We start from the raw sequence: 15,782 nt of genomic DNA, 5'->3' as shown, positions 1-15,782 counted from the left end.
TGTGAATGGCGGTACAAACCACATGCCACCATATTTACATGATGATCACATCTTCTTTCCGGGAGACAGGTGTGACTTTCAACTGTTCCATTTTACCATTGTTCACACGACCTTCAATAACGGTGTTATTGGGCGCATGCAGTTTAAACACCGCATTCCAGTCTGCCGGCCAGGCAGGTAGCAGATAGATCTTCTTACCATCTACCTGCAACAGCATTTCCTGTAAACCCGTCATGGCGGTTCCTCCCCAGTTATGGTCGGGTGTCCAGTCAAAGCCGGGGCCCCAGAAAGCGGGGAAACGATGAGGTCCGTCAGCAAATTTCAGTTTGGTGAGTGCAGCCGCCTCTTTCATTAGTCCCAGACGGGCGGCAAAGATGTTGTATTGTCTCCAACCTATATGACTCCGGAATTTCACTGCATGTGGATCATATTCCCATGTGTTGCGGGCAATATCCAGGTCGGGCTTACCCACTCCGTAGATACCCCAGGGGAAAACGGGGTACAATTGCGGCGTCTCCGTGTTCTGTACTCTTTCCCAGGCAAGCGCCGGCGCAATGGTTTTATGCCCTTCAAATTCCGTCAATGCAATAGGCGGTACCCTTTTTTGCAGCTGTTGTATCCTCGTCAGGCGGAGTGTATCTTTCTGTATCTCCGGTAGCTCAGACATCCTTTGCAGGATGACCTGTAAAGCAGCAATCACTGTCGTGGAGTTGTAGGTCATTTTGAAGGTTTCTGCCGCCGATGTAGGGAATAGTATATATTGCCCTTTCTCATTCAGTTCTTTGACGCCCCTTTTCTTTGCCAGCTGCCGGTAATGTTCATCATAAAAAGTAAGACAGCTTTCGATGAAGGCAATATGTTCAGGATTCGATATCCCTGTATAACGGTTCACATCAAGCATCATTAAGCAAAACTCAAATACCGTTTCCCACTGGTATTCCAGCCATGCGTTATATTCAACACCGGGATCAGTGCCGGGAGGTCTTTTAGGCTCATATTCGGTGATATTGGGTAATCCGAAGTTCTCTATCTGTTCTGTGAAGCATGCCCCTGCATGGTTCCAGTATGTTCGACTGCGGAGCTCTGCATTCTTTTTTGTCCGCAGATAAAAATCAAACTGCGTCTTCATCATATCTGTATCACCGCTTTTCAGTAAGGGATAATACACCAGCCGCTGATTCTGCGCTGTCATCGTACCGCCTCCCCACAAGCGGAAGTCAGGCGAGAAAGGGTATTGCTCATTGACATAGCGGGGGTCGAATGTAAAAAGGCCGCCATTGAATTTAGTCGGCCATTTGCCGAAGGCATTACATCCCAGCATATAACGGAACAGCTGATAATTACGTCCAACGGTCACCGCCGCGTTATCTTTACTGTCTATGAAAATGTAACTCCTGTCCCAGAACTGCTGCCACCATTCCTGTGTTTTACGACGTGCCATTTCACGGTTTTTGCCGGCAGTATTCATTATGCGTTGTAACCCATCTCTCCACTCATTGATACTGGCGCTTTGTGCTACTTCCAGCCCTATTGTGAGACGTTGTGTACGCACTGCTTTCCTGCTCTGCAAAGACCATCCGCGATAAGCCGCATCTGCATAAGTACCGGAATCCACACCAGCAGCTACCATCTGATCACCACGCATCATACCGCCGAAAGTATTGTTCTTTAAAGGATCATATAACTGATCTTTCACGGCCTCCATCCCTTCCTTCAGCACCGTATAGTTAAAAATATCCTGTACATCCCCACGATTGCGGTGACAAAAAACAACATCATTTCCATGGAAAGCTATGTCATCTTTATACGTTGTAATGGGGAACGATTGTAAGCGCTTATAAGAATTCATGCGGCACTCTTTAGTATCTGTAATAAGATGGTTGGCATACCTCCATGACTCATAGGTAGCAGTTACTTTCACGGCCCGATCATTCCTTATAGCCACATGCACTACGGGATTGAATACGTCTACCCATATCTCTATATCTGTATGTTCATCGCGGATCCTCACACTACCTTGCTGCAATTGTAACTCCTGCTTAAATCCCTTGATACTTAGCGGACCAGAAGACAATTTCAATCGTACTCTTCCCAGTTTCAGCATTGCATTATTCTCATCGAATGTACCGCTCCTTGAGAGATAGAATAATACATCACCATTTTCCACCCAGACGTTCAGGCCAACATCTCCTCCTCCGCAAGGCATGGCATCGGCGGCGCTTTTACTCTGTGTATCCCAGGATACATTATAACGGGAAACAGCCATTTGCTGCGCAGCGGCAGGATGACTGCGAAATAGTACAGCCAGGCTCAGACACAAGATAAACTGCAGGGCACTAACACTTTTCATAATACACGGAACGGAATTCTAAATACCTACTAAAATAAGTTGTTATGCTGACAATTAATAGATTATCATAAAAGAGGAATAATGTTATCTTTTTCAGCAGGCATGTATTTTATCATCAGAAATCCCTTAGCTTTGTACTACTATAGTGAACTACGCAACTTCTACTTACCCGCTGAACCTGCAATTCCTCTACAACGTTCCTGTCGACATACGACATAGCCATTAACGTTAATGCTTTAAGTCAGGTAACTCAATTTATTACAAGCATTATCACATACCCTTTTAACACGTATTATGATAAGTAGTATTGAACAACTTGCCGGTAAGAAAGTATTATTTGCTACTATCTCAACTGATGCCCATATAGATCCGCTGACAGGCTTAGCCAAGTATTTACAGGATTGTGGATGCGACGTAAGATGGTATGCATCGAAATACTATACCGCTAAATTCCACGAGTTATATATCTATCATTATACACACAGACAACATAAGGATGTACATGGTGAGAATGTAGATGAGATACATCCTGAAAGGACCAGGATCACAGACAGGGTTGCAAAGCTGAACTACGATATGACCAATATCCTTGCAAAACCTGCTGTTAAACACTTTGAAGATATCCGTCACATCTATGAAGTATTCCCTTTCGATATTCTCATAGTGGACAATATGTTCACTGCTGCTCCTATTGTTCGTAAGATACTGGGGGTGCCGGTGATTGCCATTGGTGTTATTCCATTGACAGAAGCTTCGAGAGACCTGCCTCCTTATGGCCTGGGCATGACACCATCCCACCATCCATTAGGAAGATTAAGACAGGCCATCTTACGTTTTCTCACAGATAAAATACTGTTCAAACAATCTTACAAAGCGTATGAACAGGTCTTCAGAAAATACGGCATCAGCACCAAAGGCGTCAATATGCTGGACAGCATTGTAAAGCATGCCGACCTGGTGTTGCAGATAGGCACTCCCGGGCTTGAATATCAGCGCCGCGATATGGGTAGTAACATACGCTATATAGGTGCCCTGCTGCCCTATTCGACAGGTAAAAAAGGAATACCCTGGTTTGATGAAAGACTACAGCAATACAGGAAGGTTGTGCTGGTGACGCAGGGCAGAACAGAAAAAGATGTCAGTAAGATCATCATACCTGCACTGGAAGCCTTCCGTGATACAAATGTGCTGACTATCGTCACAACAGGTGGATCACACACTGCAGCACTGCGCGCCCTATATCCCTACCGGAATGTCATCATTGAAGATTATATCCCCTTTAATGAGGTGATGCCTTATGCGGATGCATTTATTACCAACGGAGGATATGGCGGTGTGTTGTTAAGCCTAAAGAACAGGCTTCCTATCATTGCTGCAGGCACGGATGAGTGTAAGAACGAGACCTGTGCCAGGATAGGCTACATGAAATATGGCATCAATCTTCATACGGAAAGTCCCGGTGCGGATCAGATCAGTGAGGCATTTGACAAAATACTGGACACCCCTTTATATAAAACGAATATATCCAGGCTGATGGAAGAATTCAACCAATACGACCCTATTCCGCTTAGCGCAGGATATGTGGCAGACCTGTTGATGAAGCGGCCTGCATAAGACAATATGGTTTAATAGATATCAAACAGCTTTTGCTGTGGTGGCTGTTTTTTATTGATATTGGGCGATAGACTATTCTCCAGCTGCAGTATTTTCGTCAAGGGTGGTTTACTGGTGAAAATACCGGTGGGCTGCCCTTTTCTGATGCCCCTCACAAAACAATAGATCACTCCACCAAACTGCTTTTCATAGTTAAATGCATGCAGGCGGCTCTCCAGGTATTTCTTGGCAGCCAGTGTATAGATGAGGTATTGCAGATGATAGTTGTTCTCATTCATCGCAACAGATAAGGCAGCAGGTGAATAATCTTCCGGTGAATCTCCGAGGTAATTGGATTTCCAGTCCAGGATATAATACTTCCCTTCATGCTCAAAGAAGAGGTCCATCTTGCCATTCATGATCCCTTCCAGCTCATGACTGCCATGCTCATGGAAGCGGCGTACAATGACGCTGGTCCTATCGTCAGAAAGGCCATTCAGCATATCAGGGAAGAAAGCCGATACAGGAAAGTCGAATTCAAATTCAGGGATACGTTTATGCCAGATAACGGCTGACAATGGGAAAGTTTGTCCTCCTACTGTAATATCAGTATGTAACACATGCTCCAGCAACTGACGCAGCATAGGTGCATATACCTCCTGCTGTCCCGGTACAAAGCGGCGGATGGTTTCTGTCAGCCATTTCTCCCAGCGACTATCTTCAGAGAAATTGATATTCTCAAACAGGAAGTGTAAAAGGTTACCGGTCTTCGCTCCTCTCTTTAACGTGTGAAAAATGAATGTCTCATAAGGATCTTCCTGTTGCAACGGGCGCCCTTTCAGACTATGTTCTGCCTTTGCTGCCAGCATGGTATAGCTCATCTTCCGCCAGTTCTGCTCCTTCAATACAAACCTGACAGGCGTATCTGTACCGGTATTTACTACTGCTCCGGTATTCCGGTTAGCCTGCTGTTCCGGCGCTACGGGAAGGTCCTGTTCAAACTTAATAATATCGGGAGCTGGCATTGCTGCCACCAGTGCCTGCAGGAAAGTTAATAAGGTTGAATTGCTGTAATACTTGCTGTTGTTACGGAAAACAAAACATTTATATACGCCACGGGTAATGGCTACATACAATAAACGCCTGTTCTCCTGCTCTGCCTGACGGGCATAGGAACTACGTTGCTCATCTGTCATACGCTTCTTTTCCACACCCACATAATCGCCCGTAACAGGATCACGGAAGCTGAAGAACTCTGCATGTTTATTCTCTACAAAATCAAGGAAGGGCGCCATTACGATCTTGTATTCCAGTCCCTTACTTTTATGGATGGTTACAATGTTCACAGCCTCTTCATCACTCTCTACACGTTGTTCGTATTCATCTCCTTCTGTAGCCATACCATCTATGCCGCGTTTCAACCATGATACCAGTTCTGTCATGGATAGATTCTTACGGCTCTGGATCTGATGCACCAATTCTGTTAGCTGGAACAGATTGGAGATCACACGCTCACCGCTTTCCTGATGTGCATGCAATAGTATATTACGAACATTAAAGTCTGTAATGAAATCCATCATGGCAGTATAGATCCCATCCTGCTGCCAGCGGTTCTTATAATTGCCGAAATATGCCAGGGTGACTTCGTCATCCAACTGGAGTACGTCTTCCAGTTTCAGGTTCGTAAAGGGAGATAACAATGCGCGGTTAATAGAGGAACGGTTAGGCTCCAGCATTGCCTCCAGCAGGTATAAGAGGTAGGTTGCCTCTTCGGATTGTAATACCCTGGCATCATCTACGGTCACAGCAGGTACGCCCAGTTTAGCTAATTGAGCCTTCACTTCCCTACCCTGTCTGCCCGTACGTACCAGGATGCCGATATCGGAAGGCTTGACAGGACGCGTTGCCTCTTCATTGCCGATAGTATATTCGCCGCTTCTCAGTAGCAAAGCTACCTGCGCCGCTACACTCTCTGTCAGTTCATTGCTGTTGGAAGCATTAAAAACAGTGATAGGTACATCTGCTGCTTCTCCTCTGTATAAGAGCCCTTTTGTATTCCTCTCCGGGCTTTCTACTTTTATATAGTTGATCGCGTTCCCTTCACCATTGAAATAGAAGGTATCGAAATCATCCACCGGCAGGAAGAAGGTGTTCATGGCTTCTATAAATGGCTCAGAAGAACGGAAGTTATGGTTCATACCATACACATGCTGCACGCTGGCCCTGGCCTTAAAATATGTGAAGATATCCGCCTTACGCCATGCATAGATACTCTGCTTCGGGTCGCCGATATAAAATAGAATAGTATCTGTACCGAATGCTTTCTCGAAGATCTCGTATTGCATTCTGTCAGTATCCTGGAACTCGTCCACAAATACTGCTTTATATTTTTCCTGCAAGACTTTTACCAGTCCGGGGTTATTCTTCTCTACCAATGACCGGTGCAGGTTCGTGATCATGTCATCATAACTCAGCAGGTTATTGCGTTTTTTATAACCTTTCACACCTGCTGCAATTTCTTCTATCGCAAAGCAGTACAAGCGACTGATAACCTGCTGTACAATACCTTTACGCTCCTCATCCAGAGCAGCCACCTTATCCTGGCGCTCTAACAGATCAGGGAATAATTTAGCGATGTAACCGGCGGAACTGCGCTTTTCCTTTATAACACCAATGAATTGCTCCGGATTATCTACACATGGTAACAGGGCTTTCTTCGCGTACTGGTTTCCTTCGCACAATGCCCTCAGCTTATTTGTATTATCTTTAATAAAGATCAGTAAGTCCTTTTCCGCCGCATCTTTCTTCTCATCAACAGCATCCAGCTGTTGCAACCATTGCTCCTGCTCCTTTGCTTTAATTTCATACCGTTTACCCGGCTCATAAGCGTAATAACGCTTACCTCCCATATGCTCATTGAGGGCTGTATTGATGCCGGCCATCATACCGGGCTCCCAGATCTTTTCCAGTAAGCGGATATGCAGGGTAGTGACATGCTTACGCCAAAACTTCTGTACCTCTTCCTCGATCAGGGTGCGGGTATCCTGTATCATTTCGGCGCCAAACAGCTGATCAGTTTCAAAGGCAAATTCATTCAGTGTCTTCTGACAGAAACTATGTATTGTCAATACAGCTGTTTCATCGAGGAACAATACCGCATCTTTCAGCTGTTGCTGCACCTGTTCCAGGCCATTACGTTCAACTGCTTCTTCTACCAGCCGCAGGATGTTGTCATCCTTTATTTCCAGTCCCTGGCTGGCTTTATAGGCGTTCCGCACAAACAGGCGGATACGTTCTTCCAGCTCAGCCACCGCGGCCTTTGTAAAAGTCACCATCAGGATCTCTTTTACAGAAAGCGCATTCTCCAGTACCAGTCTCAATACGAGAATGGCGATAGAATATGTTTTTCCTGTACCGGCACTGGCCTCTATCAGGTTGCTATCCTGTAGTGGCACGGTGCCTGCGTCAAAATCCTGGTAGTTGATATGCTCAGTCATTGTTCTTGCCTCTATTAATTGTAATAACCCGGTATCACTTCTGCCAGTGGCAGCAGTACATGATTACAGATGATCTTGTAAGTATCCAGCGTGGCTTCATCATTGAAGAAACCGTTCTCATATTCACGGAAAATGTAAGGATCTACTGTACTATCGTCGCCCTTATCCAATGCCTTATCCACCTTCTTCACAAACTTGCTGAAATCCAGTTCTGCCACATCTGCGGGCTTAATGTCAAAGTCGGGATAGAATGGTGTGATGTGTTCAAATCCTTCCCTGAATATATCCATTAATGCAGTTAATCTACGTAAAGCTTCCTCCTGCTCCAGTGGCGCTGCCTCGAAGGCCTCCTGTTTACTGGCCCCCGAAATGAAACACATGCCTGTCAGTACACCTGCCGCCCTGCCCGCCAGGTAGCGGATATAGGCCTCTATCAGGTATTTATCCTCGCGTTTCGACCATGACACCTGCACCAGTTTACCATCAAACACACTATGAATAGTGCCTTTCAGCAGTGTGCCCTCTATATCCAGGTTCACCTGTACAGATTGTTCTTCTGCGCCATTGATACAGGTCCTGTATTTATCGCGCACCGGCTGCACTTCGGATTCAATCTGCTGCAAAGCCACATACGCCATATTCTTCAATGGCAGACGACCAGTCTTCACCAGGCGGATCTTCATGTTGGCAATGGCAGTTGCATCCATTTGCAGGAGCTCATTCTTCAGATTCCACCGTTGCAGGCTATCCAGTTGAAAGATCTCCGTCTCATTCAACAATACCTGCTCATCATTATAGTAGATGCCTAGTACTTTGTTATAATATGCTTTGAAAGGATTTTTGAAGAAGCGCACCAGTTCATCCAGGTCTACTTCTTCCAACGCTAACGGCTCCATTACCTTACCCGCCCTCGTAATTGGACGTTCAGGCACAGTTGTGTTCAGGTAACTATACAAACGCTCATCTCCCGTCATATATTTCCTGCTGAAGCCTTGCAAAGGTTGTCTGGTTACCAGTTGATTTCTCACCAGGTCAGGTTCATCTGTACCGGATTCTATGTAATCCAGCAGTTCATCCACCAATGCGGAAGGCGGCATACGACTATTATCCTTGGCGCTCTGCCCTACATAACTGATGTATAGATACTGACGGGCCGACAATACTGTTTCCAGGAAAAGGTGTTTATCGTTATCCTTTACGTTACGATCACCTCTCTGTTTGTTCTTCTCCATCAGGTTAAAGCCGATGGGCTGCTCGCGACGGGGGAACTTATCATAATCCAGTCCCAGCATAGCTACAACTCTGAAAGGAATACTACGCATGGGGATCAGTGAGCAGAAGGTGATACCACCATTCACAAACAGGCCTGTACGGGTGGTACCGGTCAGTGTTTGCAGGAAGCTGTGACTGAACACATCAAAGGTTACCGTATCGCTCATATATTCGTTCAGCAGGTTGTAGTCTGCCAGCTGCTGCATCAGGGTATTATAATCTTCATCCACTTCCTCATCAGGCTCGTACACCATGTTGTGCAGCAGATTTTCTATATACTCTACCCACCCGCTGATGCTGCGTTCTTTCTTACGCTCTTCCACAGCCGTGATCAATACTTCTGCAAAGTGACAGAAGCGTATCACCTCGAGGCTATCGCCGCCTTCCAGGATATCCAACGGGAAGAAGCTGTCATCACCTTTACCATATTCTTCACCACCACTCATGCAAATGCCAAACATGATACGCCTGATACCATACTTCCAGCTCACGAGGAAGGTTTCATCTTCCTTTGCACCATGTATCCCAAAACGGATATTCGCCTGATCAACTACAGAACGAACCAATGGCACATTATTGATCCCAAAACGTTTCCTGATATAAGATGAATCCAGCAACTGCAGCACCTCTTCCGCTTTAAAATTCTCTTCATTGATCCTGAGGATGGCATGCAATGCGTTAAAGAGGTTATCACTATCTGCATAACTTTCATCTGCGATAGTATAACGGAACTTATAAGGTGCGTTGTTGAAGATTGCTTTGATATAAGGTGCATATGCATCGATATCCCTTACCATCACGACAATATCACGGGGAGATAAAGTTTCTCTTTTTCTATCGATGAGATGTACCAGGTAGTTGTACAAGACTTCTACTTCACGGGCAACGGTGTAACAATTATTGATGGTGATAGAACCGTCTTCAATGTCTTCCATGAAGATGGGATTCCTGTTCTCGTTGGCATTATTGAAAATATCATGCTGGATCTTATTCAGCAATGTATCTGGTTCCGGTACTACAATTCCTTCGCTGTCGTAGGCGTTGATAAAAGCATCATACTGGAAGAACAGTCCGAAGGTATCCTGTACTACACGTCCCCAGCCCATCAGCAACGGATTACCAGCTACGTCTGATTCCAGCAAAGGACGACCTTTTAGTCGCCAGCGGGCCTGTTGTTTCTCACTCTTATCATCAAACCAGTAGAGTTCCGGAGAAGGGTTGATAATGTGAAAATGCACATCGATGAAAGACGACAGTTCATGCAGTATCTGCACGTGGTATGCCGTGATGATGGAGAGACCGAACAGGTGTACGGTATTCATACGGTCTGCCAGCAGGGCCTGTTGATCGGGGTTCTTCAGCATATCGAGTATGTGCTGTCCGACGATCGTTTTATCCGGCAGCGCATTACCTGATACCTTCTTGGCTTTGCCCCAGAGATATTGCTGCCAGTCCATCTTTGCGAGTGGATCTTCCGCCTGTTCATTCCATTCACGGATCATTTCGGGGCGATAGATCTGGTACTGGTCAAAAAGGTCAGCTGTTCTTTCTGCCAGTGCCATTCTTTTCAGGTCACTATCCGGTTCAGTACTGTGATAATAAGTAGCTACGGCGGGATAGGTTTCGCGGAAGGCATCTTCTCCCAGCAGCTTATACAGCAGCCAGGTAAGGTTCCTGCCGGAAAGCATTTCAGTATAGTGGCCATCCATCAGGAAATAGATCTGATGGATGAGATCATTTGGTTTCAGGAAGCGGCAATTGGCAGCAATACCGAGGTATTCTGCCATTTGCAGTTTCAGCCAGTTGTTCATCCCTTCCGTTTGTGTAACGATGAGATGTTGTTCAAACACCCGGCTGTGTGAAGTTTTAAGTTCCTGTGCCAGTCCCATGGAGAGTATCTCCAGGGAATTGGACACTTTCAGATATAGTGCCATAAGTGTTATTCAATTTCAGGGATGGTCATCTGTAAAGCGCTGACCTATACCCGAGGCTCTTTCCACAAAACGTGCTGCTGTCTGCATCAGTATTGCTGCCGATGCCTGCACATACACCTTCTGTTTTGCCCTGGTCACACCAGTATACAATAATTCCCGTGTCAGGATAGGCACATCCTTCGCTTTTGGCAGGATCACCATCACTTCTTTAAACTCTGATCCCTGGCTTTTATGGATGGTCATGGCAAACACCGTTTCTGCCTCCGTAAGGTAGCCTGGTAAAACGGCCTTCAGCTCCCCGTTACTGTCTTCAAACCATGCCATGAGCACCCCTAGTTCATCCGGACGGATAATGCCCGTATCGCCGTTAAAAAGGCCATGTTCGTAATAGTTACGCGTCAGGATGATGGGTCTGTTCTCATAAAAGTCGGCATTCACCTTAATCAGTCTTTTATCATGCAGGATCTTTTCAATCGTCTTGTTAATGGCATACAGGCCTTCCTCTCCTTCCCTGATGGCACATAGTACCCGAAGATCATTCAGCAGCTGCAGGGCGGTACGGATATCATTCTCTACAATAAACGCGCTGTAACCTGATACAAAATCCCTGAACAACTCCTTCGAATATTCCTGATCGATTATCACCTGTTCATCTGCACCGGGGGGCAGAAAACTCTGTATAGCGGTCTGGTTATTGGCGATGATAGCTTTACTGAATTTACCGATCCCCTTCTCTCCGCTAAACCGGTGACTACGCCGCAGCTCTACCAGGTGCTGGAAAAGTGGATGTGGGTCCTGTTCTTTTACCTGTGTCAATGGTAGTTTCCTTTGTTCATCCGGGATAAAAGAATTGATCAGTGCCAGTCTTTCAGCCGTAAAGAGGTTCAGTGTACCCTGTGCCTGACAGAGATCACCGAATAAGCTGCCTGCTTCCACTGAAGCCAGCTGGTCTTTATCGCCCAGTAGTATCAGCCTGGTTCCTGCGCCAATGGCATCCAGTAGTTTGGCAAATAAAGCGACATCGATCATCGAGCATTCATCTACGATCACGACATCGAAGTTCAGCGGATTGTCTGCATTATGTACGAAGTAGGGACTATCTTTTTTAGACCGCAGCAACCTGTGAATGGTGCTAGGTGTCAGGCTCTGAAACTGCGCGGTGATCGTTTCATCCACCGGCAGCTGTGTATTCCGCAGACTCTCTGCCATACGTGCTGCTGCTTTCCCTGTAGGCGCCGCCAGTGCTACTTTCAGAGATGGATCGAGATTGTATAGTATCGCCAGGATCTTTGCAACGGTAGTAGTTTTACCGGTACCGGGACCGCCGGTGATAATCGTAAAATTGTTCAGCACTCCTGTTACGGCAGCACTGAGTTGCCAGTCCGCCGGGTCACCACCGTCGGCTTTGAATGCGGGACCTGCGGCAAACAGTTTACTGATGAATGCACGGTTTGTTTCCAACATTTCCAACCTTTCCCGCAGTACGGTCTTTTCAGTAGCGAGGAACTGATGGATGCGGTGCAGGAAAATCGTTTCATAGCGGAAGTACCGTTGCAGGTACAGCCGTTCCTGGTACAACACAAAGGGCTGTGTGTCACTGCCATTTTTTGCTACCAGCGGTATCTGTTGCAACTGTTTACTGCCGACTGGCAGGTTGTCGCAGAATGCAGGGAGTTCTCCACCATTTTCAATACGTTTATCCAGGTGCAGGCAGATATGGCCTTCACTCAGCTTTCTTGAAAGCAGGTAGGCGTACGGCTTTAGGGCCGGTATCTGGAAGTATTCTGCAAATTGCTGGTGGACGTCGTTGATTGTATGCATATCTCGTTTCGCTGTCTCTCGCCTCGCGGCTGAGGCAATCTGTGAAATTACGATTTTTATTGTTGTTGTTTCATAGGGGGATTTTCGGGTTTGTCTGGTGACGGCGGGAGGTTTCAGGCAATTGACAGAAGGGCTTGCCTGGGATTATTGGCATGGGTCAAAATTGGGTCGCGTTGGTATGCTTTATCCATGCCTTTGATATGCCTTTGATATGCCTTTGATATGCCTGTGATATGCCTGTGTGGTGGACTTGTAATCTCTCGAAGCAGGGATAGCTGGGATAAAAGTTATCCCCATTTGAGAGGAATATATGCACAATGGATTCTTAGTCTTTAGGCGTTGGACATCCGCCTTCAGGGCTCCTGGCTTCAGGTGGGACCCTGGCTGAGTTCTTTGAAGCTTCGTGCTATTGGCATTCTCAAGCGGATGGGCGGCAGGATATATATTAAACCCCTGGTAGGTCGTATCAACGTAGCTTCAAAGAACTTAGGCCAGGGTCTCCACCGAAGCCATCCGCGGGGCGTTCCACTTACATCCATGGACGAACGTATGCAGTGCCAAACGGGAATTTGTTTATAGAATAATAGAATCCAGATATGATATAGATATGAGGCAGGATGTCATATTTCCAGATTATTACGTGTTACCACAGTTACTACCGAAGGCCCTTTCCAAAACTTCAGATGATCCTATAGCAGAAAGACCTGTGTGAAGACGTATGTAATGCCAAAGCAGAGATTTAGCTTATAGCATTCGTTTAGCATATTTGATATGGCTCCCTGATTCATATTACTCACAAATATCACCGGACACTCATAAGTAGCGGGAGGCTTCAGGTGGAGACCCTGGCCTAAGTTGTTTGAAGCGAAGCCGATACGACCTACCAGGGGTTTAATATATATTCCGAAGCCCATCCGCTTGAAGACACCCAATAGCACGAAGCTTCAAAGAACTCAGCCAGGGTCCCACTCTGAAGCCGCAGCCGAAGGCCCAATAATATGGCAGGAAGCAACATAAATCCAAAGAAAAATACCCAATAGCGCTTCAAAGAACTCAGCCAGGATCCCACTCTGAAGCCGTAGTCGAAAGCCAAATGCGCCAAAAAAAGGCCCCCATCTCCGGAGGCCTCTAAAATATTACGCAGACAATATCTTATCCGGTGTAATAGGCAGCTCTCTTATCCGCTTACCTGTAGCATGATAAACAGCATTCGCAACTGCAGCAGAGAAACCGATCAAGGCGATTTCTCCCATACCTTTGGAGCCCATTGGATTGGTGACCGGATCTGGCTTATCAATGAAGATCGTCTCAATATGTGGAACATCAGCACTTACAGGAACATGATAGTCTGCAAGGTTATTGTTCACAAAACGCCCGAAGCGATGATCAATGATACCTTCCTCTGTGAGCGCCATACCGATACCACCGGTTACACCACCGATCATCTGACTGGCGGCTGTTTTAGGACTTACAATCCTACCGGAATCCGCTACGGTCACTACTCTTTTCACACGTACAACACCCGTAGCAGGATGTACCCGCACTTCTGCAAAGTGAATGGAGAAAGAATACAGGGAATATTTCTCCTGCTCTGCACCGCCCTTGGAGGACTTTGTTATCTCAAAGAAAGTCTTGTTCTGTTTAGAGAGTACCTCCTGCAAACTGTCAGACTTACCAGCAGCTGGCTTCACGGTGCCATTGTCGAAGGTCAGGCCGGCTTCTGTCAGCATACCCTTCAGGGCGGTACAGACGTCAAATACGGCAGATCCTACGGAGGATACGGTAGAAGAACCACCCTGACTACCTGAAGGCGGGAAAGCCGTACTACCCAGCTCAAAATGGATCTTTTCTATAGGCAGGCCAGTTACCTCATGGGCTATCTGCACCATGGCAGTACTGGTACCAGGACCGATATCACTGGTAGCGCTTTGCAGCAGTAAAGTACCATCAGCATTCAGCTGTGCACGACAGGTAGATTCACCACGGTGAGCGCCGAATACACCGGTACTCATACCATAGCCTACCAGCCAGTCTCCTTCCTTCATAGAGGCTGGAACCGGATTACGTTTGGCCCAGCCGATCTTCTTACTGCCAAGCTGATATGCTTCTTTCAGATTGTTGCTGGAAAATGGTTTGTTCTTTTCAGGATCCGTTTCTGCGAAGTTCTTCAGGCGGAATTGCAGGGGATCCATATTCACCTTGTAGGCCATTTCATCGATGGCTGATTCCAGTGCGAATGCACCGGTGGCTTCTCCGGGACCACGCATCCAGATAGGTACGCCTCTGTCAAGTGGTACGATGCGATATTTGGTGGTAACGTTCGGACAGGCATACATGAAGCGGGTCATGCCAACGGTTCCTTCCGTGAAGTCGTCGTAACTGGCAGTTTCACCGGTAGCTTCATGGTAAATGCCCATTAACTGGCCGTCCCGGGTAGCACCCATGCTGATATGCTGAATGGTGTATGGACGATGCCCTACCAGTGTGAACATCTGATCGCGGGTCAGTACGAGTTTTACCGGCTTTTTCAATGCGCGTGCAGCAGCGGCCACTGTTACTTCCTGTGGCCAGGTACGTAGTCCCATACCAAAGCCTCCACCAACGAATTCAGAGTATACCTGGACGTTCTTTTCATCGAGTTTAAAGGCGCCTGCCAAAGTACGCTGGGTGGATTTGACACCCTGTGTTTTGGCATATACGGTGAGCTTATCGTCTCCTTCCCAGAATGCGAGGATACCCGCCAGTTCCATGGGATTGTGTACTTCGATGGGAACAGTATAATCGGCCTTTAATACTACAGGGGCAGTATTGTGTGCGTTGGCATCAGTTCCGCGGGTATAGTCGCCCATACGGGGAGGCATGGCTGCCTTTTCCTTATTCTTCAGGAGATCGGTATGATGTTCGGCTTTATTGTAGGTAGCTGTTACCAGGGAGGCGGCATGTTGTGCACGCTCCAGGGTATCTGCAATGACTAAAGCTATAGGCTGACCGTTGAAGAGGATTTTATTGCTGCCTAACATGCGGTATCGTTCTCCGCCGGAAGGAAGTTTACTGTTATTGCCCTGTTCTGCCCAACCCAGGATGGCAGGCATGTTCAGGTGAGTGAATACCGCCAGCACACCGGGCGCACGTTCAGCGGTTTTGGTATTGATCGTTGTAATAGTGCCGCGTGTTATAGGGCTTGTCACCATCACACAGAATGTTACTCCCGGCACTTCAAATTCTGCAAAGTATTTTGCCTTACCAGTCACTTTGGCCCTGCCATCTACCCGGTTGATCGGCTCACTTTTTTTATCGGTTCCCATATGGTGGGTT

Annotated in this window: 6 protein-coding genes; 1 reads left to right on the top strand and 5 read right to left on the bottom strand. The window is 46.8% G+C overall.

The genetic code is table 11. From position 1 onward, the window contains the following. Window positions 1-34: 34 nt before the first annotated feature. A complete protein-coding gene (locus BLR32_RS13660) occupies window positions 35-2,350 on the bottom strand; it encodes a DUF5703 domain-containing protein (RefSeq protein WP_245705423.1) in 2,316 nt (771 codons plus the stop codon). A 294-nt stretch (window positions 2,351-2,644) separates the two neighbouring features. Here BLR32_RS13660 and BLR32_RS13655 point away from each other — a divergent pair, with 294 nt between their 5' ends. Beyond that, a complete protein-coding gene (locus tag BLR32_RS13655) occupies window positions 2,645-3,964 on the top strand; it encodes a glycosyltransferase (protein WP_089832645.1) in 1,320 nt (439 codons plus the stop codon). 11 nt (window positions 3,965-3,975) lie between these two features. Here the strand turns inward: BLR32_RS13655 and recB are convergent, their stop codons facing one another. The 4 genes from recB to BLR32_RS13630 all read right to left on the bottom strand — a co-directional run bounded on the left by recB (window position 3,976) and on the right by BLR32_RS13630 (window position 15,772). After that, a complete protein-coding gene (recB, locus tag BLR32_RS13650) occupies window positions 3,976-7,440 on the bottom strand; it encodes an exodeoxyribonuclease V subunit beta (protein ID WP_089832643.1) in 3,465 nt (1,154 codons plus the stop codon). Window positions 7,441-7,454: 14 nt separating this feature from the next. Beyond that, on the bottom strand, window positions 7,455-10,646 hold the full coding sequence (gene recC / locus BLR32_RS13645; protein WP_089832641.1) for an exodeoxyribonuclease V subunit gamma: 3,192 nt from the start codon (window positions 10,644-10,646) through the stop codon (window positions 7,455-7,457). A gap of 15 nt (window positions 10,647-10,661) precedes the next feature. Then, window positions 10,662-12,467: an exodeoxyribonuclease V subunit alpha gene (recD, locus tag BLR32_RS13640; protein WP_089832639.1), complete on the bottom strand. Its 1,806-nt coding sequence runs from the start codon at window positions 12,465-12,467 to the stop codon at window positions 10,662-10,664. A 1,136-nt stretch (window positions 12,468-13,603) separates the two neighbouring features. Continuing rightward, a complete protein-coding gene (locus BLR32_RS13630) occupies window positions 13,604-15,772 on the bottom strand; it encodes a xanthine dehydrogenase family protein molybdopterin-binding subunit (protein WP_089832635.1) in 2,169 nt (722 codons plus the stop codon). Window positions 15,773-15,782: the final 10 nt, after the last annotated feature.

Source organism: Chitinophaga filiformis, from assembly GCF_900102545.1.
GTDB lineage: Bacteria > Bacteroidota > Bacteroidia > Chitinophagales > Chitinophagaceae > Chitinophaga > Chitinophaga filiformis.
Note: the sequence above shows the minus strand (reverse complement) of the source record. Positions and strands in the feature narration are given on the sequence as shown.